A 23,561-nucleotide genomic window follows, 5' to 3' on the forward strand; every position below is an offset into this window, starting at 1 on the left:
TGCTGCTACTCTCGCTGGCCTGCACGTCGTCGCTTTCGCCTGTTTCATGATGAAGCAGGCCGCTCTCCTCATCCCAGGTGCATAACACCCTCTAAGCGAGAGGTTCATAGCTTGACCCTTTGATTCAACGGCTGCTTAGCTTTCACCAGAACTGCGGGGACAGGTTCCGTCAAGTGCCTGCTTTATGGAGGCATTGGCAGGTACGCTACAGTCCGACTTGGATCGACTGCCCACGACCAGCCCCAAACTGCCCCCTCCCCCGCGCGCGGCAGGAGACGGAATCAGGCGGGCGGGCCTTCGAGATAGTGCGGCAAGCCATCGTCGAAGGTGAGCCATCGCTGCTTGCTGGAGGTCCAGATGTGCTCCGTGGGGGCAACGGCATCCGGGTTGTCCAGGCTCCCCATCGCAAGCCCGATGGTATTGGCGCTGCGCCGTTCCGAGAACAGGGTCGTGCCGCAGTCGCCACAAAACCCGCGACGGACACCGGTTCCCGCATCGAACCATTTCACCGGACCTGTCATCCGCAGACTGTCGAGTGGGACCATGACCCGCGCATAGAAGGGAGAACCGGTCGCCTTCTGGCAGCGCCGGCAATGGCAGGCGCGGATATTGAGCGGCGGCCCGGCGCTGCCATACCGGCATGCGCCACACAGGCAGCCGCCTTCGAACGGGGTCGTCTCGCTCATCTCGGTTTCCTCCGGCCCGCATCCCCGTGTAGCAAAGGCGGCGGCGGGACAGAATGACCAAGAGCGGTGCGAAAGGCGCGATCATGGCGGAAACAACGGTCAGGCGCGTGGATGCCGTGCATCCGCATTGGAGCGGCGTGCTGCTGCTGTCCATGACCGACGACACGGTGGCGCATGAAGGCCATGACAGCCGCGGCACCTATACGCTCGCGGGCGAGGTGCTGACGGTCTTCTGGGACCGGCATGCGCCGGATGTCTTCCACGCGCGCGCCGGCCTCTTCCTGCACCGCAGCCTGCTCAACACCGCGCCCGCACCCGATCATCTCTCGGTCGTCGCGATCGGCGGAGCCTCCGTCCAGGTCAATGCACTGACGGCGACGGTGCCGGGGGAAGCCTATGCGGTGCAGATTCGCCTTCGCACCTCAGACGTACCGGTCTTCGCGCAGGTCTTCATCGAGGGACAATATCATAGCCCGCATCTGCCCACGGACGCCGCCACCATCCTCGATCTCGGCAGCAATGTCGGCTACGCCGCCGTCTCCTTCGCGCTCCGCTACCCTGGGGCGCGGCTGCTGGCGGTCGAGCCGGAGAGCGGGAATTTCGCGGCCCTGCAGCAGAATACGGCGGCGCTCGGGGCGCGGGTGCAGGCGCTGCGGGCGGCGGTCTGGACCCGTGATGGCAGCATCAACCTGCACACCCAGGATGCGGGCGGCGCGCCGCTGGACGCCTGGGGCTTCCAGGTCTCGGACCGGCCGGCCGCGATGCAAACACCCTGCTTCAGCCTGCAAAGCCTGTGCGACCGCCTGGACGCGGAGACCATCGATATCCTGAAGGTCGATATCGAGGGCGCGGAGCTGGAGGTTTTCGCGGAAACACCCGCCGCCGTGCTGCGCCGGGCCAGGCTGATCATCATCGAAACCCATGACCGTTTCCGGCCCGGCAGCGAGGCGGCCGTGCGCCGGGCGTTGGCGGCCGATTTCACCGAACTGCCCGGTAAGAGCGAAAACCTGTTCTTCCGGCGGCGGTTCTGAGGGCCGACATGCGCCACCCGCCCGGCTTACGGCGCAGGCATTCGCCTGGCTCGTGGCTGCGGAGTTGTTTCGAGCGGGCCTACCGTCCTATCTGAAGGTGGATGTTCGGTCCTGGAGGGACCGCTGACGATGAACGAGACCCGCCCGACCGACCTCTCCGACCGCCAGTTTGCGCAGATTGCGCGGGCGCTGGCCGAGCCGCGCCGCTACCAGATCCTCAAGATGCTGGGCGACCATGAGGGCAGCATGGCCTGCAGCACCCTCAACCAGTGCCAGGAGGTCAGCGCCGCCACCATCTCCCACCACATGAAGGAACTGGAGAATGCCGGCCTCATCGAGATTGCGCGCGAAGGCAAATTCGCCAAGCTGACGTTGCAGCGCGAGGTTCTGGCCGCCTATCTGAAGCGTCTATCCGAAATCTGAGCCCCTGCCCTGCGTCCGCCCCACTGGACCGAACGATTAGACGATTATCTAATTGTCTAACTTCAACCCACAGGAGCTATCCATGAGCAAGCTTTCCGGCAAGGTGGCCCTCGTCACCGGTGCATCCAAGGGGATCGGCGCCGCCATCGCGCGGGCTCTCGCCGCCGAGGGCGCGGCCGTCGCCGTCAACTACGCCTCCGACCGCGCAGGCGCCGAGAAGACGGTCGCCGCGATTGAGGCCGCCGGCGGCCGCGCCGTCGCGATCCAAGGCAGCGTCGCCGACGCCGCCGAGCGGATCGTCGCCGACGCCGTCTCGGCTTTCGGCAAGATCGACGTCCTGGTGAACAATGCTGGCGTCTACAGCTTCGCCCCGCTCGGAGAGATCACCGCCGAGGAATTCCATCGCCAGTACAACACCAACGTGCTCGGCCTGCTGCTCACCACCCAGGCGGCGGTGAAGCACTTCCCGGCCGCGGGCGGCAGCGTCATCAACGTCAGCTCGCTGGTCACGCGCGTGCACCCGCCGGGGACGTCGACCTATGCCGGCACCAAGGGCGCGGTGGACGCCATCACCGTCGTCCTCTCGAAGGAGCTTGGGCCCCGCGGCATCCGTGTCAATTCGGTGAGCCCGGGTCTCGTCGTCACCGAAGGCTCGGCGGCCTTCGCCGAGGGTGAGTTCGGTCAGTCGGTGGTCGCTCAGACGCCGCTTGGCCGCGTGGGCCAGCCGGACGATATCGCCCCCGTCGCGGTCTTCCTCGCTTCCGATGATTCCCATTGGGTCACGGGCGAGGCCCTCTACGCCGGCGGCGGCGCGCGCTGAGAGAGGCGGCGGCGGGGCGACCCGCCGCCCTTCCTATTGCTGGGAGCGGAAGAGGGTCGGCCAGTCGCCCGCTTCCATGCCGCCGCAACTGTCCTGCAGCGCCATGGCGGAGAGCTGGAAGGCATGGCCGTCCCAGATCCAGCTTGCGGAGAGGCCGCAATCCCCGAGGCCCCGCCCTTTCGCCGCCATGCTGAGGATACCGGTGGCCGGATCGAAATCCCCTTCCGTCAGATCCGCGGCACTCGCCCTGTCCTCTTCATTGCTCTGATAGGGGATCGGCGCCTCGACCTCCTGCGTCGCTCCTGTCGCGCGGTCCGTCAGAAAGCCGATGTAGGAGCCCTGATAGGCGCCCATGATGCAGGGAATGAGGACGAGCGCTGTCGTCCGGTCCAGCGCATAGGCGGCCGGGTCCATCCCCTCCACCTGCGCATCGCACTCTTCCTTGTCGAGCACGGCCGCGCCGCTCTTGCGGGTGGTGGCGATCAGCCGCGCGGCCTCACCCGGCTCGAGCTTGGCCGTAATCGGACGGTGCGGGATCAGGGGCACGGGCAGCGCCGGCGGCACGCTCTGCGCCGGGTTCGGCCCGGTATCGAGGAGTGCCGTCACCGTGCCCGTCCGCCCCTGCCGGGCGTCCATGCGGCGGAGGGCGGCGGTAAAGCCGTCGAGCGGAATGGCCTTGTCACCCGGCAGCTCGATTTCAGACCCATTGCGGATCGCCTGCACAAGGGCGCGGATCGCGGCTTCATCCTCGGTCACGAACGTCGTCCCATCCTCGGCCGAGGTCTCGGCCTTCCAGGCAGGTCCGAGGGTGAAGCCCGTGCCGTCGACCTGCGGGTCATTGGCCGTGAAGGGTGTCTCGGAGGCGAAGAGGGCTCGGATATGTCCTCCAGGCCCAGCATCGCGCAGAATCGTCAGTTCCGTGCGGTCACCGTTCTGGGAGAAGCCCTTGGCTTCGCAGGACAGCGTATTGTCGCAGGCGACCAACCACGACTTGTAGCTGTCGTAGGACTGGACGGGCGGTGCGGCGGCCCGCACCAGGGCGGGAGCGGCCAGGCAGAGGCCGCTTGCGAGGAAAAGGCGCGCGAGGGTCATCATGGCGCTCAGCGCAGGAACTGGCGGAACAGCCTGAGCGCACAGTCATAACCGAAGCGGGTGAGTTCGGCGTCATAACGCGGGCCTTCGTCACGCATGAAGGCATGGGCCGCATTGACCTCGTGCCACTCATACGTCACCCCCGCCTGCTCGAGCCGGTCACGGATCAGGCTGCGGCCCTCCAGCGGCACGTGGGGGTCCTGCCGGCCGAAGACCATGAGCAACTGGCCGCCGATCTCCTCGGCGCGGGCGAGCGTGCCATCATTCGCGCCGGCGCCGAGCGTATGGGTGTGCAGGTCGGTCGGGTAGAAACAGGCCGCCGCCTTCACGTCCGGCTGCAGGGCTGCGCGGAAGGCGAGATGCCCGCCGAGGCAGACACCGAAGGCGCCGAGAGCGCCCGTTGAATTCGGGTGGCTGGCGAGGAAATCGAGCGCCGCCCGGCAATCCGCGTCATAGCCCGGCACGGGCTTTGCGAATTTCAGCTCATTGCCGCGATCGGTACCCGGCTTGTCATAGGCCAGCACCGTGCCTGGCGCCTCGTACTCGTGGTAGACCTCGGGCACGCCGACCAGAAAGCCGTGGCTCGCGAGATAGGCCGCCGTGCGGCGGATGGGCGCCGTCACCTGATAGATTTCCGAGTAGAGGAGGATGGCGGGGAAGCGGCCTTCCGCCTGGGGCCGCAGCACGTGCACCCGCATCACCCCCTCGTCCATCGGCAGATCGGTGAAGCTGTCGGTCTCCAGGCGCATGGGCCGTCTCCTCTCGAAGCTCAGCCTTCCGGTTAGCATTCCCCGCCCTCTCCCGCCACGGCATGCGAGAGGGCAGCCATGTCGCAGTTCCCGAAAAGCCCTCTTCTTGCTACAGCCCCGGCCATGAGCCAGACCGAGAACATTGCGGGCGAAATTGCCCGCCGGCGGACCTTCGCCATCATCTCACATCCCGATGCCGGCAAGACGACGCTGACCGAGCGCCTGCTGCGCGCCGGCGGCGCCATTCAGCTTGCCGGGAACGTCCGCGCCAAGGGCGAGCGGCGGCGCACGCGCTCGGACTGGATGGGCATCGAGCGCGACCGCGGCATCTCGGTCGTCACCTCGGTCATGACCTTTGAATATGGCGGCTGCGTCTTCAATCTGCTCGACACGCCGGGCCATGAGGACTTCTCGGAGGACACCTACCGCACGCTGACGGCGGTGGATTCCGCCGTCATGGTGATCGACGCGGCCAAGGGCATCGAGGACCGGACGCGCAAGCTCTTCGAGATCTGCCGCCTGCGCGACATTCCGATCATCACCTTCATCAACAAGATGGACCGTGAATCCCAAGACGTCTTCTCGCTGCTGGACGAGGTGGCGAGCAGCCTGGCGCTCGATGTCTGCCCCATGACCTGGCCGGTCGGCCGGGCGGCTGATTTCGCCGGCACCTATGATCTGCGGACGCGCGACTACCACCTGACGGCGGAGCTTTCCCAGTCGGACGAGCGGATGGTGCAGCTTGGCGAGGAGATCGACCTCGTGCGCGCCGCCCTGCCGGAGTTCGACGCCGAGAGCTTCATGGCGGGCCACCTGACGCCGACCTATTTCGGCTCGGCGATCAAGGATATCGGCGTGACCGACCTGCTCGACGCGCTCGCCGAATACGGCCCGAAGCCCCGCGCGCAGCCAGCCGATACCCGCACCGTCGACGCGTCGGAGCCCGATCTCACCGCGCTGGTCTTCAAGATCCAGGCGAATATGGACCCCAATCACCGGGACCGCATCGCCTTCGCCCGCGTCTGCTCCGGGCGCCTCACGCGCGGCATGCGGGTGAAGCAGGTGCGCACGGGCAAGCTGATCCCGATGCATGCGCCGCAGTTCTTCTTCGCGCGCGATCGTGCGCTGGCCGAGGAAGCCTTTGCCGGGGACGTGGTGGGCATCCCGAACCACGGCACGCTGCGCATCGGCGACACGCTGACGTCGGACGAGGTGCTGAATTTCACCGGCGTGCCCTATTTCGCACCGGAAATCCTGCGCCGCGTGCACCTGTCGGATGCGATGAAGGCCAAGAAGCTGCGCACGGCGCTGCAGGAACTGGCCGAGGAAGGCGTGGTGCAGCTCTTCCGGCCGCAGGATGGCTCGCCCGCCATCGTCGGCGTGGTCGGCACGCTGCAGCTCGACGTGCTGCAAGCGCGCCTCGCCGCCGAATACGGCACGCCGATCACCTTCGAACCGGTACCCTATTCCCTCGCCCGCTGGATTTCGGGGGACCGCGCGACCATGGAGAAGTTCATCGCGAGCCAGCGCACCGCCATGGCGGATGACGTGGACGGTGACCCGGTCTTCCTCGCCTCCTCCAACTTCATGCTCAAGCGGGCGATCGAGAATTACGAGAGCCTGACCTTCCGCGACATCAAGGACATCCGGCCGCAAGCGGCCTGACGCGCTGAGGAGCCACCCCGCCCATGGCCTTCAATCTCTGGACGGCTCTGGGCGTGGTGGTGGCGACAGCGGCGACTGATGCCGCCTATGTCCGCTTCACCGCGGCGGTGGCGGATCGCCGGCGGCTCTCGGCCGCCAACTGGAGCGGCTTCTGGTATCTGCTCTCGGCCTTCGCGGTGATCAGCTACACGCAGAACTGGGTCTACGTGATCTTCGCCGCCCTCGGCTCCTGGCTCGGCGCCTTCGCCTCGATCAGCTTGATGAGAAAGCCCGGCGCTAAAACCGTATCTCGGTAGAGATCCGATCCGCCGTCATCGTCACGCCCTCGGTCGAACGCGCGATCAGCCCTGCGTCCTCCAGCGCCGTCACATCGTCATGAACCCGGCGATATTGGCGCTGCAGCGATCGCGCCAAGGATGAGATCGACGGCTCGGGGTGGCCGTGCAGATGCCGGAGCAGGCGATAGCGCTCCGGCGTCACGACTTTGGCCAAACCGTCCCAGCTCTCGAAGGCCAAGACCCGCCGAGGCACGACCGCCGCGCCAGCGGCCGCACGCGTCCATGTATCGGCAAAAGCCTTCAGATCCTCTTCAAGGCTGCCGCCGACGATGACGTCAATCTTCGTCTGCTTGCTCATTCTGCACCCTATGCACATCGGCAGGAAAATCTGCGATCAGTTGCTCCGTATCAGATCCGTCACGCCTCCCGCTCCCCCATCGGATAGGCGGGCAGGCCATCGGCCACCACCTCCCAGGCGAGCTTCTCGCTCACCCAGACATGCTCGGTGGGCGGAAAGGCCTCAGGCCTGTCGAGCGAGACGGTCATGACGTCGATCTTGTCCGGCTTGTCTTCCAGGAAATAGGTGAGCGGCGAGCCGCAGGTGCCGCAGAAGCTGCGCAGCACGCGGGCCGAGGAGCGGTAGACCACCGGCGTCCCTTTCGTCACCGCATAGGCCGAAAGAGCGACCCCGGCATAGGGCAGGCCCGGCGCCGAACTCGCCCGCCGGCAGGTCTCGCAATGGCAGACCCCGCTGCTCGAGGGCGGCTCACTCAACCGGTAGCGCACCGCGCCGCACAGACACCCGCCGGTGATCTCCGCCATCCCCCCTCCTTCAGGCCGCGGCGCGGCTCTCCATCACGTCCCGCTTCGGTGGGCGACCGAACATGCGGCCATAGTCCCGGGTGAAATGCTGCACGCTTTCATAGCCGACGGCAAAGGCCGCTTGGGACGGCGCCTCGCCCTCCGCCAGCATCAGCCGCCGCGCTTCCAGAAGGCGCAACTGCTTCTGGAACTGCAGCGGCGAGATGGAGGTGACGGATTTGAAATGGAGGTGGAAGGCGGAGGCGCTCATGCCCGCCGTCTCGGCCAGGGTCTCGACCCGCAGCGGCCGGGCGAAATCCTGGCGCAGACGTGCGACGGCACGGGCGATCCGCTGGGCGTGACCATCGGCGGGTGCCAGCCGCCGGATGGTACCCCCCAGGGCACCAGCGAGCAGCCAGTAATGCATCTCCCGGATCAGCCCCTGGCGCAGCACCGGGGCCGCTTCCGGCCGGTCGAGCAGGCGCAGCAGACGCCCGGCGCAATCGAGCATCACTGCCTCCGTCTCCTCGACGAAGAGCGGCGCCTCGCTCCGCGGGGGAGCCGGGGGCTGCGCCGCCATCTCCTCCATCAGGCTGCGCATCACCCCCATGTCGAGTTCGAGCGCAAGGGCGAGATAAGGTTCGGCCGGGTTCGCCCGGATGACGCGGCTGATCGCGGGCAGGTCGACATTGACGAGGAGCGACTGGCCGGCGCCGAATTGCATCACCCTTTCACCGGCCATCACCTCCTTCGCCCCCTGGAGAACCAGGCAAACCAGCGGCCGGTAGATGAGATGGGTGATGCCGGTCGGGCCGTAATGGCGCAGGAGGGTGAAGCCGGGGATTGGGGTGACGGCAAGGCCATAAGGATTCGCATGGGCGTCGGCATAGCGACGCACCGCCTGTTTGAGAGCCTCATGCATCGCATTCCCTCCTCCAAGGGCCAGGCCGCCGTCCTAGCACAGCGGCGGTATCAGCGTAGCCGCGCCTGGAGGATCGGGCAAAGGATCGGGCGGTTCCGGCAACCGCCGATGCCGCGCGCAGTCTAGACAGCATCCGTCCACGACGGAGACGAGAGATGACTAAGATCGCGCTTGTGACAGGCGGCAGCCGAGGCCTCGGCCGCAACACCGCCCTCCACCTCGCCCGCCGCGGGGTGGATGTGATCATCACCTACCATTCCCGCGCCGACGAAGCCGCAGCCGCGGTCGCCGAAATCAAAGCGCTCGGACGCCGCGCCGCCGCACTGCAACTCGATACCGGCAAGACCGCCGATTTCGCGGACTTCGCCGCGCGCCTGAAGGCCGGCCTGGCCGAGACCTTCGAGGCCGATCGGTTCGACTTCCTGGTGAACAACGCCGGGATCGGCATGAACACGCCCTTCGCCGAGGTGACGGAGGCCCAATTCGACAGCCTCATGAACATTCACCTCAAGGGCGTCTTCTTCCTTACCCAGCGCCTGCTGGCGCTGATCGCCGATGGCGGACGGATTGTGAACCTCTCCTCCGGCCTCGCCCGCTTCAGCCTGCCCGGCTATTCGGCCTATGCCATGATGAAGGGTGGAATCGAGGTCTTCACCCGCTATCTCGCCAAGGAACTCGGGCCGCGCGGGATCGTGGTGAATACGGTCGCCCCCGGCGCCATCGAAACCGATTTCGGCGGAGGCCATGTGCGGGATCTGCCCGAGGTCAACCGGATGGTGGCAAGCGTCACGGCACTCGGCCGCGTCGGCCTGCCGGAGGACATCGGCCCGATGATCGCGAGCCTGCTCTCCGACGACAACCGCTGGGTCAATGGCCAGCGGATAGAGGTTTCGGGCGGCATGTTCGTCTGAACCGCGCACGCCGCGGCCGGGATCAGGCCCCGGGCGCGGCGCGTGGCCGCAGACGATTGCACAGGGTGACGCACAGCGCCCCCACCAGCATGCAGATCGCCATGGCGCGCGGCGAACTGTCGCTCAATTCACCCACCAGCATGCCGGAGACGGCGCCAATCGAGAACTGCAGCGTGCCGGTGAGCGCCGAGGCAACCCCCGCATTCGCATGCTGGCGGGACATGACGGCGACCGTGCCATTGGGAAAGACGCAGCCGAGTGCTGCGACAGTGACGAAAAGTCCGATCAGCGTGACCGCCAGTCCGGCGAGGCCCAGGACGGCGAGGACGGAGAGGAAGACCGTCCCGCCGAGCAGGGTGAGGACGGCGGCGTTCAGCGTGCGGTCGATCCCGAAGCGGGTCGCGAACAAGCGGCCGTTGAGCTGGCTCGCGATGATCAGGCCAAAGCCATTGAGGCCGAAGATCGCGCCATAGAGCACAGGGCTGACCTTGAAGCCCTGCTCGAAGACGAGTGGGGAACCACCGAGATAGGCGAAGAGCGTGGCGCTGCCGAAGGCAACCGTCAGTGCTGCCGGCAGGAAGCTGCGGTCGCGCGCCACCTGCACGTAGCGCTGAGCCACGCTGATCAAGCCGTAGCGGACCCGCATGTCACGCGGCAGCGTGTCCGGCAGCAGCAGGATGACGAGGCTCAGGTTGATGACGCCATACGCGGCCTGAACCCAGAAGATGCTGCGCCAGCCGGCCCAGTTGAGCACGAAGCCGCCCAGAGCCGGCGCGAGGATAGGCGAGACGCCCATGACCAGCATGAGCTGCGCCATCATGCGCGCAGCGGCCGGCCCATTGGCGAGATCGCGCACGATGGCGCGCGGCACCACCATGCTGGACGCACCGCCGACGGCGGCGAGGAAGCGGAAGACCGAGAAGGACAGAAGACCGGTGGACAAGGCGCAGCCGATGGTGGCCAGCGTATAGAGGGTCATGCCCGCGACGAGCGGCGCCTTGCGCCCCACCCTGTCGGCAAGCGGCCCAAGGATGAGCTGGCCCAGCGCCAAGCCGATGAAGAAGGCGGCCAGGGTCATCTGCGCGCCGCCACGGACATCGCCGAGCTGATGGGCGATGGCCGGGAAAGCCGGCAGATACATGTCGATCGAGATCGACCCGACGGCGGTCAGGAAGCCGAGGAGGGCGGGAAGCCAGACAGGAACGCGCATGTGGGGGTGAATGGCATAGCTGCGCGGCTTCGGTGCATCCGAAATCGTGAGGGCAGCCCTGCCGATGGCGAAGATTGGCGGGGAGAGCTGAGCTCCGGTCGCTCGACGGTCAGACGACGGCGACCTCAGAAAGGCCGAGGCGAGATGCCAGTTCGGGTAGGAGCGGAGCCAGATGATCGTTCACGAGGCCGCGTGCGATCGCCACGGCCGCCTGCTCACGTTCCGTCAGAGGAAAGGGTGGCGCGAACTGGCCGTCGGGGGAAAGCCCACGACCGTGATGATGCAGCAAGCAGATCGGAGCGCTGTCGTCGTCGGCCCCGTGGGGTGCTTGGAAATGCGTGAAGTAGTTCAGGTTCGACGGGGCAGGAATGAAGGGGATGCCGGAGACGCGGAAGGCCAGGGCGGCGCTGACCTGGTCGACATGCTGCGTCCTCCCTTCCTCGGCCAGAGGGGCACCATGGTCTTGCAGCCAGAGAGCCCAGTGCCGCCAGGCAGCGTCGAAGCGCCGCGCGAGAGGACGGGGCACGGCGTAGAATCCGCCGTTCGCGTTTCCCAAAACGGTCGGTTTCCCCAGTGCATCCGTCGCGGTCAGAGGTGGATCCTGGCACCCGGCTTCTGCGAGAATGGCATGCAGCACCCCGAGGGAGGGGTTTGGCATGTCGACGACCTTCGCCTGGATGCCGTCGTCCCGGAGGAACGGCCGGATGTCGCCGACGGCGATCATGTCAGTGTCGAGGAGCACGATGTGGCGAGACGGCACGTCGAACAGGTTCGGCAGTTGGGCGATCTTGTTGCACCACCTGCCGTCCCCGAAGCGCGCGATGTGCAGAACCGCGAAGCCTGCGTCCCGGAAAAGCGCGAGAAGGGGTGGCGCCACGTCCGGGGTCGCCTGAACATGGATGTCCGCCGCTCGCGCCCCGCAGCAGCGCATCAGGGACTGCGCCAGAAGCCAGCCGTGGGCTGCGAAGCGGGGCTCCGTATCGAGCACGAAGGAATAGATCACACGCCGCTGGTGCCATGTGTCGAGCGGTTCCCCATGGGCGTGGCCCGCGTCACAGTGTTCCACGGTTAGTCCGCTGCACCCGCAACGGCCCCGTCATTCTCGAAATATAGACCGTAGCGCTGAGCCAGGAACCGCAGGCTCGGCGCCGCCAGCGCCCGCACCTGTCTCGCCGCATCAGGATCGACGCCCCAGGGTTCCTTGGCACCGTCGATCAAGCCGTCCAGCCTGGCGATGAGCTGAAGCGCTTCCGTTCGCGCCTCGTCCGGCAGGTCATACCGATTGACGCGCCGCAGCAGTTGCACCCCGACGGAGCCCAAGGTGACATTGGCGCGCTCCCCCCCATCGTCGAAGGGCTCCAGGCCGAGGGCCGCAAGAACATCGGCTACCGTGTCTCCCCGATAGCGAAAGGGGCGCACCGTCCCGTCGCCAAGCAGCGCGTCGACCTCCTCGATGTATCGGGCATAGTCGAAATGGATGGCGAAGCGGGGGTGCGACAGCATCTGCCCCACCGCGACATCTCTTCCGTAAAACGGGCCGCAGTTGCGTGGATTCTTCAACATCTGCACGTAGAAGCTGCGGAGAAAGGAAACCGGCTCACGAAAGAAGACCCAGACCGACACGTCAAACTGATCCCCGAGGCCTCTCAGGATCGCGCGTCCTGATTCGGTAAAGTCCCACCAGCGATGAAACAAGCCTTCCGCCGAGAGGATGATCGTATGCGTGTCCTCCCTGGTTTCCCGCAGGGCCGCCCGCATATAGGCGCCGAAGCGGTGAGCATCCTCGTCGATGACGGTGCCGACCATCCATTGATGCTTCGGCTCCGGAGGCGGCGTAACGCCGATGCGCGGATAGAGGATGCCACGCTCCAGCAGCGTGTCGTGATGGCCGTGGAGGAAGGACTGCAGCGCGGTGGTTCCCGTCTTGGGCGTACCGGCATGCAGGATCAATCTCAGTCTGGCAGGCGTCACGGCCCTCCCCTTCGTCTTCCTTTTGTCCACCCATCGTCTCCGCGCGGCTTTCCAGGACTATGGACTTCCAAACCCGGTCGTTGCAATGTCGGACGAAAGGAATCTCGATCGTTCCGCATTGGTGGCAGTTTTGCTGCACCCGCGAAACGGCGCGAGATCGGATGAGGACGGCGACGTGAGCGATTTGGAACAGATCGTCAGTCAGCGGGATGGCCATTACGCCGTCTTCAACGGGTCCTGGTTCCGCGGGCCGCACACGCATTTCATCGCCGCCAAAGCGGAACTTCGCGAAACGCCTGAGGGGGTGGACCGCTGGATCATGCCCGGCTGGTCACCGCCGGCGCCTTTCGTCACGAAAGACACCCGCATCACGGCCTTCGGCAGTTGCTTCGCCGCCCACATCACCCGCTACCTCGGCCAGCGGGGCTACGCGGTTCTGGGTCGCGGGCTGAACAACCAGAGCCACATCGTCCGCTTCGGCGAAGGCATGGTGAACACCTTCGCCATCCTGCAGCAATTGGAATGGGCTCTGGAAGGAAAACGCTTTTCAGAAAATCTGTGGTTTTCAAAGGCCAAAGAAATCGTGCCGGCGGACCCTGCCGTTCAGGCGGAGACCCGTGCCATCATCCAGCAGACGGATCTCTTCATCCTCACGCTGGGCCTGGCCGAAATCTGGTTCGACAAGCGGAGCGGCGACGCGCTGTGGCGCGCCGTTCCGGCCTATCTCTTCGACGAAGAGATCCACGGCTTCCGCGTCTCGTCCCATCAGGAAAATTTGGACAATCTTCGCCGGATCTGCGCCGTCATCCGCCGCGCGCGGCCCGAGGCCACCATCGTCTTCACGGTCTCGCCCATCCCGCTGATGGCGACCTTCCGCCCGGTCTCCTGCATCACCGCCAATGCAGCATCCAAGAGCATCCTGCGGTCGGCCGTGGATGAGGTGATGCGCACCACAGACGATCCCAGGCTGTTCTACTTCCCGTCTTTCGAAATCGTCTCCGCGCTGTGCCGGGATCCGTATGAGGAGGACAACCGCCACCCGCGGGACGAGGTGGTCGCCTTCACCATGCAGACCTTCGAACGCCATTATTGCTGTGGAGAGGGCGCGCAGCGGGCGGCGCCCGCAGACTGCACCGGGTCGGAGAGCGCCGAGCCGCCTGCCGCGGCCCGGCGCCGCTCTCCCGTCAACCGGAAACCGGCCGGCTCAGCCGTCCGGCCGAAGACACCGCAGGCTTAGGGCGCGGTCAGCGCGCCGCCCGCGGCACCGATACCGCCACCGACCAGCGCACCGGTGCCGGCATTGCCGCCCGTCGCCGCACCCACGGCGGCACCCGCGCCCGCGCCGATGGCGCCGCCGGTCAGCGCGCGCGTCAGCGGCGAATGGCCGCAGGCGGAGAGAGAGACGGCGGCGGAGCCGAAGGCCAGGCTGAGGACGATGGCCCGAATGGAGAGAAACTTCACGATGACCTCCTGAATCTGTGGTGGAGCACGCCCACCACGCGCTTGGAATGAGGCGAATTTTGTGCGGTCTCGTGGTTTCTCAAGATTGCCAAGAGGTAATCATTCACAGGATGGGGCCGCCGCGGGCTTCGTCAGCCGCGACGGCTCCAGGCGGCGTAGCGCGCCAAATAAGCCGGCACCACCAAGCCGATCGGCGTCGGCTGAACGCCGAGTGCCGCCAGACCCGGCACAAGCCCGCTCACGACATTGTCATGGCTCAGCATAGCCAATTGGTCCGTCGTCAGCATCTTGCCGGGCAGCCGCTCCAGCACGCGCGCCTGCAGACGGGCGGCGCCCATGGGCACGGTCACGAGCCTGCGGTTCCGCCGCGTCTGCTTCAGAATGTATTCCAGAATCTGGCGGAAGCTCAGCACCTCCGGGCCACCCAGTTCGTACAAGCGCGGCGCGTCCGGCGGCAGGCTGAGTGTCGCCATGATCGCTGCGGCGACGTCTCCGACATAGACCGGCTGGAACCGGGTCTCGCCCGCGATCACCGGCATGAACGGTGAGACGCGCGCCATGGCGGCGAAGCGATTGAAGAACTGATCCTCGGGCCCGAAGACGATGGAGGGCCGAAGGATCACAGCGCCGGGGAAGCCGGCGGTGACGGAGGCCTCGCCTGCCGCCTTGCTGCGGCCATAGCCGCTCGCGCTCGTGCCCGAGGCGCCAATGGCGGAGACATGAACGAGGTGCCGCACCCGGGCACCGGCGGCGGCTTCGGCGATGAGCCGCGGCCCCGTGCCCTGCACCCGGTTGAAATCACCGGCCCGCTTCTCCGCCAGGATGCCGACGAGATTGACCACGACCTCGGCGCCGGCCACGGCGCGCGCAATGGCCGCGGCATCGGTGATGGCGGCTTCGACCGGCACCACCTGCCCCGGCCGGCCCATGGGCCGCAGCCCGGCCGCGCGTTCGGCATCGCGCCCGGCAACCCTGACGATATAGCCGGCATGCGTGAGTCGCGGCACGAGGTAGCGGCCGATGAAGCCGGCACCTCCCAAGACGGTGGCGATCTTAGGCTGATGGGCAAGCATGCTCTTGGCCTCCGGAACCATGGGGATCACAGCATTACGGAGCGGCAAGGCTGCCCTCAAGATCAAGCACGGCTTTCCCCGCGGTCTCGTGATCGCCCCCCGTTGACGCCACGCGACAGGACGGTTACACCCCCGCCCACCGCAGCATTGCCCAGATGGCGGAATTGGTAGACGCGCAGGTTTCAGGTACCTGTGGCCGCAAGGTCGTGGAAGTTCGAGTCTTCTTCTGGGCACCACTGTGGTTCGACGGCGAGGCTTCGGCCTCGCGTCCCCCCCTCCCCTCGCATGAGATGAACACCGGATCGTCGAGGCGCGCCGGTGTCACGTGGACAGCGCAACTTGGCCGCGCGGCGGAGCCATTTTGCAGTGCCGCACGATGTGGTACTTTCGCGCCATCGGTCGCCCACCATCGGGCACAGGAGGCAGGACAGAGATGAGCGCAGCCGCCGACGAATTCTTCACCGAGGCCCATGTGAAGGGCTTCGTGCCGCCCGTTCTCCCCAATGAACGCCATCAGGACGCGATGGACCGGGCCGACCGCGAAGCCCGCTACTGGCAGAGTTCGGTGACGGGCCCGCTGCGGCCGGGCACTCCGGAACACAAGCGCGAAGTCCACCGCATGTTCGAGGAGACCTTCAACCCCTACCGGCCCTCCGTCATTCCCTGGCCGAAGCTCGACCCGGAGACGCTGCACCGCGTGACCTCCCTGCCGATCTGGGACATTGCGGTGGAGACCGAGGGCAAGGCGCGACTGCGCATGGCCGCCTATGCGGGGGACCTCATGGATGGCGACATGCGCCACGCCATCGCCCTCAACGCCTGGGAAGAGAACCGCCACAAGGAGGTGCTCTCCAAGCTCGTCGAGGCCTATGGCATTCCGCTCGCCGTGGAGCCGCCCTACCGCAAGCCGAAGGATACGGAGTGGGCCTATCTCGTTACCGGCTTCAGCGAATGCGTGGACAGCTTCTTCGCCTTCGGTCTCTTCGAGGTGGCGAAGCGCTCCGGCTTCTTCCCGCCCGAGCTGATCGAAACCTTCGAGCCGGTGATGCAGGAGGAGTGCCGCCACATCCTGCTCTTCGCCAACTGGCTGGCCTGGCACCGGGCGACGCTGCCCTGGTACAAGCGCCCCTGGTTCGAACTGCGCGTCTGGGCGGTCTGGGTCTTCCTCGGCTATGAGCGGATCGGCCTCGCCCGCAGCATCGACGGTGAGGGCAAGGAGCGCACGCAGGACAACAACTTCACCGTCACCGGCGCGCAATCCGTGAGCAACGTCGAGATCGAACTGCCCGAATTGATGGCGCTCTGCCTGTCCGAGAACGACCGCCGCTTTTCGGGCTATGATCCCCGCCTGCGCCGCCCCACCACCATGCCGGCGCTGACCCGCCTAGCGCTCCGCGTCATGAAGCTGCTGCCGAAGAAAAAGAAGCCGGCGTAGAGCCGTCGGGGGGCGCTCCCCCCGCGTCCTCACTCCGGCGCGCGGCGAGGGGTCGTTGACCACTCTCCCAATCTGCGGACGAGGGGATATCTGAACGGGTGAGAGCCCCACCCTCCCACTCTTTCCGCGGTAGATCCTTCGCAGTTGCGGGATAAGCCCCGCGACCGGCGCTGGCAGCATCAGAGTTATGCTGATCGGTCAAGTTGACTTTTCGTCAAATTTGCGCGATCTTTCCGATCATGATGTGATTTCTCGCAGGGGCTGCGTCTCGCAGCCCTCTGGCCGAACGGATCGTTCGGCCTCCGCCGGGGCCGCCTCTGCCCGCAACAGTGGCGGCCCTGCCGCGCAGCAAAATCCAACCGCTCCCGCTGCACTGCAACACGCTTTTCGCTGTGCGAACGACACCCAGAGACCTGGCTCCGGATGCCGTTGGCCCTCAGGCAGCGGCGAGCGCCTGCGCCAAGTCCTCGAGAATATCATCCGGATGTTCGAGGCCGATGGAGAGCCGGATGTAGCCCGGCGTCACCCCAGTCTTCGCCTGCTCCTCCACCGTCAGCTGGGAATGAGTCGTCGTCGCCGGATGGATGGCGAGGCTGCGCGCGTCCCCGATATTGGCGACGTGATAGAAGAGCTTGAGGGCATTGATGAAGCGGGACCCCGCCTCTGCCCCCCCGGCAAGTTCGAAGCCGACCAGCGCGCCATGGCCGCCGCGCAGGTATGTCTCGGCCCGCCTCCGCGCGAGCCCGTCCTGCTGGCTCGGATGGATGACCCGGGTGACTTTCTCATGCCCCTTGAGGAAGGCCGCCACGGTCTCGGCGGAGGCATTGTGCTGGCGCAGGCGCAGCGGCAGCGTCTCCAGCCCCTGGATGAGTTGGAAGGCGTTGAAGGGAGAGAGCGTGGCGCCGAGATCCCGCTGCAACACCACCCGTGCACGCAGCACATAGGCGATGGGGCCGAGCGGCTTTGCCGCCTCGATCCAGACCGCGCCGTGATAGCCGGCATCCGGCTCGGCCAGCAGAGGGAAGCGCTCCTTATGGGCCTCCCAGGGGAAATTGCCGCCATCGATGATGACACCACCGATCGAGGTGCCGTGACCGCCGATATATTTCGTCGCCGAATACATCACGATGGCAGCACCATGATCGAAGGGCCGCACGATGAGGGGTGCGGCGGTATTGTCCATGATCAGGGGCACGCCGAGCCGTCGGCCCACCGCCGCCACCTCGGCGATGGGAAAGACCTCGAGCTTCGGGTTGGGCAGCGTCTCGGCATAATAGGCGCGGGTGCGAGCGTCCGTCGCGCGCGCGAAGTTCTCGGGATCGGCGGGGTCGACGAAGCGCACCTCGATCCCCATCCGCTTCAGCGTATTCGCAAACAGCGCCCAGGTGCCGCCGTACAGATCCGTGGAGCTGACGACGTTGTCCCCCGCTTCGGCGATGTTGAGGATGGAGAAGGCAGAGGCCGACTGGCCGGAGGAGAGGGCGAGCGCCGCGACGCCGCCTTCGAGCGCTGCGATCCGCTGCTCGAAGGCATCCTGCGTCGGATTCATGATGCGCGTGTAGATGTTGCCGAGTTCCTGCAGCCCGAACAGCCGCGCGGCATGCGCCGTATCATGGAACTGGTACGAGGTCGTCTGGTAGATCGGCACGGCGACCGCCCCCGTCGTGGGATCGGCGCGATAGCTGCCGCCGTGAAGCGCCAGGGTCTCGGGCCGCCAGCGGCGGGCGGCATCGGATGACGGTTGATCGGTCATGAACGTTTTCCCGTGTTTCTTATGGCCGGCGACACCAGGCGGGGTGCTGCGGCCGACCGCGACGGGCCAAGACGGCGCACTTCGGCGGCGACGGGCTGCAGGATCGGCTCCTGGCGGCGGATGAGGATGGTCGAAAGCGCGCGACGGACCAAGCCATCTGAAAGCAGACGGGCCAAGGTCAAAGGGCGAGGCATGAACGGCTCCTACGGAGTGCGGGACGGCGACGGGCTTCAGTCGAAACGAAGGAACTGTCGACAGGCACGCATCACGTCATCCTTCTTCTGCATCTTCTGTGCATTGAGGCCCCGAAAGCGGCAACCCCGCGCGAAGGTTCCATCACGGTCGCAGATTGTCAAATTAATCCATCTATCCAAAAATTAACGAAGTCCATGTGTATAACTATCAGGCTGAGCGCCGGGACTGCGGCGCTGCCTCAGTCGCCGCTGGGCAGGCTGCGCCCACCATTGGCGAGACTGATCATTTCGGCCGCGGGAAGGATGGGCGCGGCCACCACCCGGTTCCGGCCTTGATCCTTCGCCTGGTACAAGGCCACGTCCGCCGTGGGCAGCAATTCGGACGCACGCCGGCAAGTCTCGGGCATCGCGGCGACGCCGAAAGATGCAGTCACCGGCACGTCGCTCGCGCTCGCCGTGCCGAGACGCGCCCGAATCTGCTCGGCCTTCGCCATCGCCTGCTCAAGCGTACTGTCGGGCAGCAGAATCGCCAGTTCTTCTCCACCGTAGCGGCAGGCGACGTCGACCGGACGCAGGCAGGAGAGAACGGCACTCGCGGCGTTGCGCAGCACGATGTCGCCCGTCGCATGACCGTAACGGTCGTTCAGCTTCTTGAAGTGATCCAGATCCATCATGATGACCGCGAGAGGGGCGCGCCGCCGCTCGGCATCCGTCGTCAGCCGCTCCAGCATCTCTTCCAGGAAACGCCGGTTGTAGAGACTGGTCAGCGGGTCGCGCAGCGCCTGGTTGCGCAGGCGTTCGCGCAGCGCGATGTTGGAGAGTGCCAGGGACATCGCATCCGCCAGCGCGATCGCCACTGGCTTGAGGCGCGTGCGGATGTCGGCGTCGCTCAGCGCCACGCCCCGCAGCGCGAGCAGGCCGTGAATCTCGCCGCGCGCGACAATGGGAATTTCGAGGACCGGCTGGGTCTCCACGGCATGGTTGCAGCGCAGCGCGCCCGGTGCGTCCTCATTCAGATGCGGCTTGCCGCGCTTCAGCGCCCAGCAGGAATCGGGCGTGATGTGCACCGGCGCGGGAGCGCTGCCCGGCTCGCCCCATTCGATGGCGAGATCCAAACGGTCCCGCGAGTTGTTGAAGACGTAGAGCATGCCGCCGCATTCCGGCATGAGCTCGGTCGCCGTCGCACGTAGCACGGCATTAGCGTCCTCACTCACCTGCGCGCTCTGCAGGATGTCCGTCATGCCGAAGAGCGTCTCCACCTGCCGGCGCGCCCGCTGGCTGGCCTGGATCGCGGCGTCGCGCCCCTTCGCCTCGCGCTCGCTGCGCGTGAAGGCGTAAGCGGTGGCGCCGATCGCGATCAGGGCGCCGAGCAGGTTGACGAGCAGCGTGATGTTCTGTTCGACGGCGATACGCTGCCAGTCCCGCTCAGCGCGGGCGGAGCGATAGGCGAGATAGCCCGTGATGAGATCCGTCGTCCGCCCCATCACCGCATTGGCGTCGTGCGCTGCCAGCACGCCTTGGGCATCGGCGGTCCGGTGTGCGAGGCCGAGGGCGGCAGCCTGGTCCCAGATGTCACGCAGTTGGGCCACGGCTTTACTCACGGGTTTCGCCTCGCCCGCGGCCTGCGGGTCACGCGCCGCGAAATCGTCGATCAAGGCGTAAAGCTCGGGCCGCGTCTGGGCCAGCTGGCCGATGGCATGCGCATAATCGGCGAAATCTTCGGGGTCACCGCTCAGCACCAGGCTGCGCGCACCGGCCTGGGCCTGCAGCAGCGCCATCTGCACCATCCGCACGTCCCGCGTCACATAGATATAGTCTCTGACTGCCGCTTCATCATTGCGATTGACGATGAAGGCGATGCAGGTGCAGGCGCCCATGACGGCGACCAGCGCCACGATGAAGACGGTCAGCCGGCGCTGGACCAAACGGACGATCCCGCGCCCCCACCGAGCCACAGCCGCTTGCCTGGCCGTTACGCTGAACCGATCACCCATGGCCCCTGACACCGCCATCCTTGATCCCGTCGCACTAGCACGCAGGCAGCCGTGCGTAACCAGAAGATTAATGGGCCTCTCGCCTCTTGCCGAAGGATTGACCAGGAATCAGGGCTATGAGCGAATAGCGCCCATGCAGATCCATCGTCGCCTTCCCGCCCTCGCCCTTCTCGCGCCTCTTGGCCTGGCCGCCTGCGCCAGCCAGCCGCAGCTCTATCCGCAGCCCTATATCGGCGCGGGCAGCGTGCCGGCGACGACGCCGCAGAGCCTGGCGGAGTTCCGCGCCCGCACGCTGCACACCCCGGCGGAAGGCAAGGTGCGCGATCTCGGCGAAGCCTATATCGCGACCGCTCTCACCCACCCGACCAGCGCGCAGTTCACTGGCGAATTCGAATCGATCGGCAAGAGCCCAGCGCTGTGCGGATTCGTGAAGTACAGGGACAATGACGGCACGACGACCGGCTGGAAGCCCTTCTTTGTCGAATGGACGCGCGCCAGCACCAAGGGCGAGAAGAAGCCCTACTATGATGCCGAAGCGGAACTTGCGAAGCTCTGCGGGCCGATGACGCCGCCGGCGAACTGAGACCGGCGCACACCATCAGCCGACGAGGCACGCGGCCTTAAGGTGCCGCCGAGGGCAGCGACTTCCAGTAATCCGCGAAAAAGCCGCGGGCATCGAGTGGCGCGCGTTGGCCCGCCACGGCGCGGCCTGCATGACAGCGCCACGAATAGACCGTCTCGTTTCCCGTGACATAGGCCGGCACGAAATCGGCATTCGGATTGCGCGCGCACCACTGGCTGACCGCCGGCAGGTGCCGCGCGGTCTTCGCCTTGCCACAGGGCAGATTGGCGCCGGTCGTGCAGATCAGCGTCCGCCCGCCATCGCAGCGATAGACCGTGGTCTGGGCGACGACGGCCGCCGGCATCTCGGGGGCGAGCCCAAAGACCTGCCGCGCGGCCGGCGCCGCGCTCTCAGGCAGCGGGCGCAGCGCATCGCTCGTGGCGCCCGCGGCGCAGAGCCCGGCCGCCTGCGCGACGGCGGGCAGCGCGACGAGGCAGAGGGCGACGGCTGCGGCGTGCCAGCGCATCAGCGGCTCCTGAGTGCGGAATCGGCCACGAGGGTGACGGAAGGGTGACCGCACAGGGCCGTCACCGGCCAGGCGGGATCGGGTTTGCCGGCGAGAAAGACCTCGAGCGCGCGCGCCTTGGCCGCACCCGAGACCAGGAGCAGGATGTGCCGCGCCGCGCGCAACAGCCCGATGCCCATGGTGACGCCGGCCTCCGGCACGGTGAAGGCATCGGCGAAATAGGCAGCGTTGGCGGCGCGCGTCTCCTCCGTCAGCGGCACGACGTGGGTGCCGGTGTCCCAGGGCGCGCCCGGCTCGTTGAAGGCGATATGGCCATTGGCGCCGAGGCCGAGGATGGCGAGATCGAGCCCGCCGCGGGCGGCGACGGCTGCGTCATGCGCGCGGGCTTCAGCCAGAATGTCGGGCGCATCGCCGTGGAGCAGCCGCACCTGGCTGGCCGGAATCCCTGCCTCGTCAATGAAGTGACGATGCAGGAAGGCCGCGAAGCTGTGGCTATCGGCCTGGGGCACACCGACATATTCGTCCAGGTTGAAGTAATGGCCCTCGGTCAGCCTTACCCGCCCCTCGGCGGCCTCCGCCAGGAGTTGCCGGTAGAGACCGACCGGTGTCATGCCCGTGGGCAGCGCAATCGCCAGGCTCGGATTGTCCACCAAATGCCGTGCGACGTGCCCGGCCGCGCAGGCCGCGAAGGCGGCCTCCCCCTCAGTCCATTCAATCTGCATCTCAGCCCTTCGCAGTCGCCGCGTTTGTCGCCCTTCTAACGGCGCCCCGGCGCCATATCAAACCGCGGTCGTGTGAAGGATCGGTTCTCCCAGAGGGCCACGACGACGAGCACGAGGCTGGTCGCCAAATTGACGTGCAGCAGGGATTGGCCACCCGACCACAGCCCGAGCGGCAGCATCAGCCCGAGGCCCACGAGGTGGGAAAGCGGCGGCCTACCCGTGACGACGGCCTTGAAGGCGAGATTGGCGAGGAGGTAGAGCACCGGCGCCGCGAGGGTGACGGCCAGCGCCGCGCCCCGGGCCGGCGCCCCAGGCTCGTGCAAGGTCATCTCGTCACCCACCGCACCCAGAATGACCGCGGCGATCAGCGCGGCATGGACGTAGGTGTAGATGACTCGGGCCAGCCGGCCCGGGTCGTCGGAGGTCGCGATGTGCCGGCTGGCGTGTTCCGCGCCGGTATCGAAATAGATCCACCACATCGCGACGGTACCCAGGAAGGCCGCGAGGAAGCTGCCGAGCAGCGGCGCCGTCCAGGCCGCCTCGTAGAAGGAGGCACCCGTGACGGTAATGGATTCGCCGAGGGCGATGAGCACGAAGGCCGCACAGCGTTCGGCCATATGCGCGCCGTCCACGTCCCAATCCGCCGTGGTCGAGCGGCCGAGGCCGGGCACCCAGAAGCCGGCCCAGGCCGAGCCGAGATCGAGCGCCAGCGCCACCACCCAGAGGGCGAAGCGCAGGTCCCCGCCAGCACAGCCGCCGGCAATCCAGAAGACCGCGCTGCCGGCCATCCACAGCGCGATACGCTGGAAGTTCCGCGCGTTTCCAGGGCTGCGCCCGGCGAAGGCCCACAAGGCGAAGAGCGAGCGGCCGATCTGCATCGCGACGTAGCACAGGGCAAAGGCGAGTCCGCGCGCGGCAAAGGCGTGCGGGATGCAGGCCGCGATGACGAGGCCGCCCGCCATGAGCGCGAACAGCATGAGGCGCACGGGCGCGCGATCCGGGTCCAGCCAGTTGGTGACCCACGAGGTATCGATCCAGAGCCACCACACCGCGCCGAAGAGCAGCAGCGCATGCAGGCCACGCCACAGATCCGGCTCCGGCAGCATCGCGTGGGAGATCTGCGTGACCGCGAAGACGAAGACGAGATCGAAGAAGAGTTCCGTGTTGGTGACACGGCCCTGGCCCGGTTCGTCCCTTACACGCCGCAGATCCTGAGCCGGCCCACGTCGCAGAACGGCAGGCAAGACAAGGCTGGATGGCACGGCGCACTCCTTCCTGGCAG

The 23,561-nt window shown here is 66.8% G+C and carries 25 protein-coding genes and 1 tRNA gene; 10 read left to right on the forward strand and 16 right to left on the reverse strand.

What is annotated here, in order from left to right; genetic code table 11:
* Window positions 1–281: 281 nt before the first annotated feature.
* A complete protein-coding gene (locus tag ACYQ6W_RS05455; protein WP_459674059.1) occupies window positions 282–686 on the reverse strand; it encodes a GFA family protein in 405 nt (134 codons plus the stop codon).
* Window positions 687–769: 83 nt separating this feature from the next.
* Here ACYQ6W_RS05455 and ACYQ6W_RS05460 point away from each other — a divergent pair, with 83 nt between their 5' ends.
* The 3 genes from ACYQ6W_RS05460 (at window position 770) to ACYQ6W_RS05470 (ending at window position 2,960) form a co-directional block, all read left to right on the forward strand.
* Window positions 770–1,717 carry an FkbM family methyltransferase gene (locus ACYQ6W_RS05460; RefSeq protein ID WP_459674060.1) on the forward strand — a complete coding sequence of 316 codons (948 nt, stop codon included), beginning with the start codon at window positions 770–772 and terminating at the stop codon, window positions 1,715–1,717.
* A 129-nt stretch (window positions 1,718–1,846) separates the two neighbouring features.
* A complete protein-coding gene (locus ACYQ6W_RS05465) occupies window positions 1,847–2,140 on the forward strand; it encodes an ArsR/SmtB family transcription factor (RefSeq protein ID WP_459674062.1) in 294 nt (97 codons plus the stop codon).
* An 82-nt stretch (window positions 2,141–2,222) separates the two neighbouring features.
* Entirely contained in the window at window positions 2,223–2,960 is a 738-nt protein-coding gene (locus ACYQ6W_RS05470) for an SDR family NAD(P)-dependent oxidoreductase (RefSeq protein ID WP_459674063.1), read from the forward strand.
* A gap of 33 nt (window positions 2,961–2,993) precedes the next feature.
* Here ACYQ6W_RS05470 and ACYQ6W_RS05475 read toward each other — a convergent pair whose 3' ends face one another.
* Entirely contained in the window at window positions 2,994–4,052 is a 1,059-nt protein-coding gene (locus ACYQ6W_RS05475) for a DUF1176 domain-containing protein (protein WP_459674065.1), read from the reverse strand.
* Window positions 4,053–4,060: 8 nt separating this feature from the next.
* Window positions 4,061–4,801, reverse strand: a complete 741-nt coding sequence (locus ACYQ6W_RS05480; RefSeq protein WP_459674066.1) for a dienelactone hydrolase family protein — start codon at window positions 4,799–4,801, stop codon at window positions 4,061–4,063.
* A 123-nt stretch (window positions 4,802–4,924) separates the two neighbouring features.
* Between ACYQ6W_RS05480 and ACYQ6W_RS05485 the strand changes: the two genes are divergently transcribed.
* Together ACYQ6W_RS05485 and ACYQ6W_RS05490 are read left to right on the forward strand one after the other, a co-directional pair.
* Window positions 4,925–6,466, forward strand: coding sequence for a peptide chain release factor 3 (locus tag ACYQ6W_RS05485; protein ID WP_459674067.1), 1,542 nt, complete (start codon window positions 4,925–4,927; stop codon window positions 6,464–6,466).
* 23 nt (window positions 6,467–6,489) lie between these two features.
* Window positions 6,490–6,762, forward strand: a complete 273-nt coding sequence (locus ACYQ6W_RS05490) for a hypothetical protein (RefSeq protein WP_459674069.1) — start codon at window positions 6,490–6,492, stop codon at window positions 6,760–6,762.
* On the opposite strand, the gene ACYQ6W_RS05495 is transcribed toward ACYQ6W_RS05490, so the two are convergent.
* From ACYQ6W_RS05495 to ACYQ6W_RS05505, 3 genes are read right to left on the reverse strand one after another with little or no spacing between them, the layout of a single operon-like run.
* A complete protein-coding gene (locus ACYQ6W_RS05495) occupies window positions 6,743–7,102 on the reverse strand; it encodes an HVO_A0114 family putative DNA-binding protein (RefSeq protein WP_459674070.1) in 360 nt (119 codons plus the stop codon). The two genes, ACYQ6W_RS05490 and ACYQ6W_RS05495, sit on opposite strands and share 20 nt — an antisense overlap.
* 59 nt (window positions 7,103–7,161) lie before the next feature.
* The gene (locus ACYQ6W_RS05500) at window positions 7,162–7,566 is read right to left on the reverse strand and encodes a GFA family protein (protein ID WP_459674071.1); all 405 of its coding nucleotides are present in this window, start codon (window positions 7,564–7,566) and stop codon (window positions 7,162–7,164) included.
* A gap of 10 nt (window positions 7,567–7,576) precedes the next feature.
* On the reverse strand, window positions 7,577–8,467 hold the full coding sequence (locus ACYQ6W_RS05505; protein ID WP_459674072.1) for an AraC family transcriptional regulator: 891 nt from the start codon (window positions 8,465–8,467) through the stop codon (window positions 7,577–7,579).
* Between the two features lie 155 nt (window positions 8,468–8,622).
* On the opposite strand from ACYQ6W_RS05505, the gene ACYQ6W_RS05510 reads away from it, so the two are divergent.
* Window positions 8,623–9,378, forward strand: coding sequence for an SDR family NAD(P)-dependent oxidoreductase (locus ACYQ6W_RS05510; protein ID WP_459674074.1), 756 nt, complete (start codon window positions 8,623–8,625; stop codon window positions 9,376–9,378).
* Between the two features lie 22 nt (window positions 9,379–9,400).
* Here the strand turns inward: ACYQ6W_RS05510 and ACYQ6W_RS05515 are convergent, their stop codons facing one another.
* The 3 genes from ACYQ6W_RS05515 to ACYQ6W_RS05525 form a co-directional block, all read right to left on the reverse strand.
* Window positions 9,401–10,588, reverse strand: a complete 1,188-nt coding sequence (locus ACYQ6W_RS05515; RefSeq protein ID WP_459674075.1) for a multidrug effflux MFS transporter — start codon at window positions 10,586–10,588, stop codon at window positions 9,401–9,403.
* Window positions 10,589–10,697: 109 nt separating this feature from the next.
* Window positions 10,698–11,654, reverse strand: a complete 957-nt coding sequence (locus ACYQ6W_RS05520; RefSeq protein WP_459674076.1) for a hypothetical protein — start codon at window positions 11,652–11,654, stop codon at window positions 10,698–10,700.
* A gap of 2 nt (window positions 11,655–11,656) precedes the next feature.
* Window positions 11,657–12,559 (reverse strand): hypothetical protein, encoded by a 903-nt coding sequence (locus ACYQ6W_RS05525; RefSeq protein WP_459674077.1) that lies wholly within the window; start codon window positions 12,557–12,559, stop codon window positions 11,657–11,659.
* A gap of 175 nt (window positions 12,560–12,734) precedes the next feature.
* Here ACYQ6W_RS05525 and ACYQ6W_RS05530 point away from each other — a divergent pair, with 175 nt between their 5' ends.
* Window positions 12,735–13,796 carry a GSCFA domain-containing protein gene (locus ACYQ6W_RS05530; RefSeq protein ID WP_459674078.1) on the forward strand — a complete coding sequence of 354 codons (1,062 nt, stop codon included), beginning with the start codon at window positions 12,735–12,737 and terminating at the stop codon, window positions 13,794–13,796.
* On the opposite strand, the gene ACYQ6W_RS05535 is transcribed toward ACYQ6W_RS05530, so the two are convergent.
* Window positions 13,793–14,020 (reverse strand): hypothetical protein, encoded by a 228-nt coding sequence (locus ACYQ6W_RS05535; protein WP_459674079.1) that lies wholly within the window; start codon window positions 14,018–14,020, stop codon window positions 13,793–13,795. The two genes, ACYQ6W_RS05530 and ACYQ6W_RS05535, sit on opposite strands and share 4 nt — an antisense overlap.
* Window positions 14,021–14,151: 131 nt before the next feature.
* On the reverse strand, window positions 14,152–15,093 hold the full coding sequence (locus tag ACYQ6W_RS05540) for a complex I NDUFA9 subunit family protein (protein ID WP_459674080.1): 942 nt from the start codon (window positions 15,091–15,093) through the stop codon (window positions 14,152–14,154).
* Window positions 15,094–15,242: 149 nt separating this feature from the next.
* Here ACYQ6W_RS05540 and ACYQ6W_RS05545 point away from each other — a divergent pair.
* Both ACYQ6W_RS05545 and ACYQ6W_RS05550 read left to right on the forward strand, forming a co-directional pair.
* Window positions 15,243–15,329: transfer RNA gene (locus ACYQ6W_RS05545), tRNA-Leu, on the forward strand.
* Between the two features lie 287 nt (window positions 15,330–15,616).
* Complete coding sequence (locus tag ACYQ6W_RS05550; protein WP_459674457.1) at window positions 15,617–16,528, forward strand: ferritin-like domain-containing protein; 912 nt, start codon at window positions 15,617–15,619, stop codon at window positions 16,526–16,528.
* Between the two features lie 436 nt (window positions 16,529–16,964).
* Here ACYQ6W_RS05550 and ACYQ6W_RS05555 read toward each other — a convergent pair whose 3' ends face one another.
* A complete protein-coding gene (locus ACYQ6W_RS05555) occupies window positions 16,965–18,281 on the reverse strand; it encodes an O-acetylhomoserine aminocarboxypropyltransferase/cysteine synthase family protein (RefSeq protein ID WP_459674081.1) in 1,317 nt (438 codons plus the stop codon).
* A 433-nt stretch (window positions 18,282–18,714) separates the two neighbouring features.
* Window positions 18,715–20,400 (reverse strand): diguanylate cyclase, encoded by a 1,686-nt coding sequence (locus ACYQ6W_RS05560; protein WP_459674082.1) that lies wholly within the window; start codon window positions 20,398–20,400, stop codon window positions 18,715–18,717.
* Between the two features lie 202 nt (window positions 20,401–20,602).
* Here ACYQ6W_RS05560 and ACYQ6W_RS05565 point away from each other — a divergent pair, with 202 nt between their 5' ends.
* Window positions 20,603–21,052: a hypothetical protein gene (locus ACYQ6W_RS05565; RefSeq protein ID WP_459674083.1), complete on the forward strand. Its 450-nt coding sequence runs from the start codon at window positions 20,603–20,605 to the stop codon at window positions 21,050–21,052.
* A gap of 37 nt (window positions 21,053–21,089) precedes the next feature.
* Here the strand turns inward: ACYQ6W_RS05565 and ACYQ6W_RS05570 are convergent, their stop codons facing one another.
* The 3 genes from ACYQ6W_RS05570 to ACYQ6W_RS05580 are packed head-to-tail and all read right to left on the reverse strand — an operon-like array spanning window position 21,090 to window position 23,541.
* On the reverse strand, window positions 21,090–21,557 hold the full coding sequence (locus tag ACYQ6W_RS05570; RefSeq protein ID WP_459674084.1) for a hypothetical protein: 468 nt from the start codon (window positions 21,555–21,557) through the stop codon (window positions 21,090–21,092).
* Entirely contained in the window at window positions 21,557–22,279 is a 723-nt protein-coding gene (locus ACYQ6W_RS05575; RefSeq protein ID WP_459674085.1) for a glucosamine-6-phosphate deaminase, read from the reverse strand. The genes ACYQ6W_RS05570 and ACYQ6W_RS05575 overlap by 1 nt, the downstream gene beginning before the upstream one ends.
* Before the next feature lie 35 nt (window positions 22,280–22,314).
* Window positions 22,315–23,541 (reverse strand): low temperature requirement protein A, encoded by a 1,227-nt coding sequence (locus ACYQ6W_RS05580; RefSeq protein ID WP_459674086.1) that lies wholly within the window; start codon window positions 23,539–23,541, stop codon window positions 22,315–22,317.
* Window positions 23,542–23,561 lie beyond the last annotated feature (20 nt).

It is taken from the genome of Acidisoma sp. 7E03 (assembly GCF_054665075.1).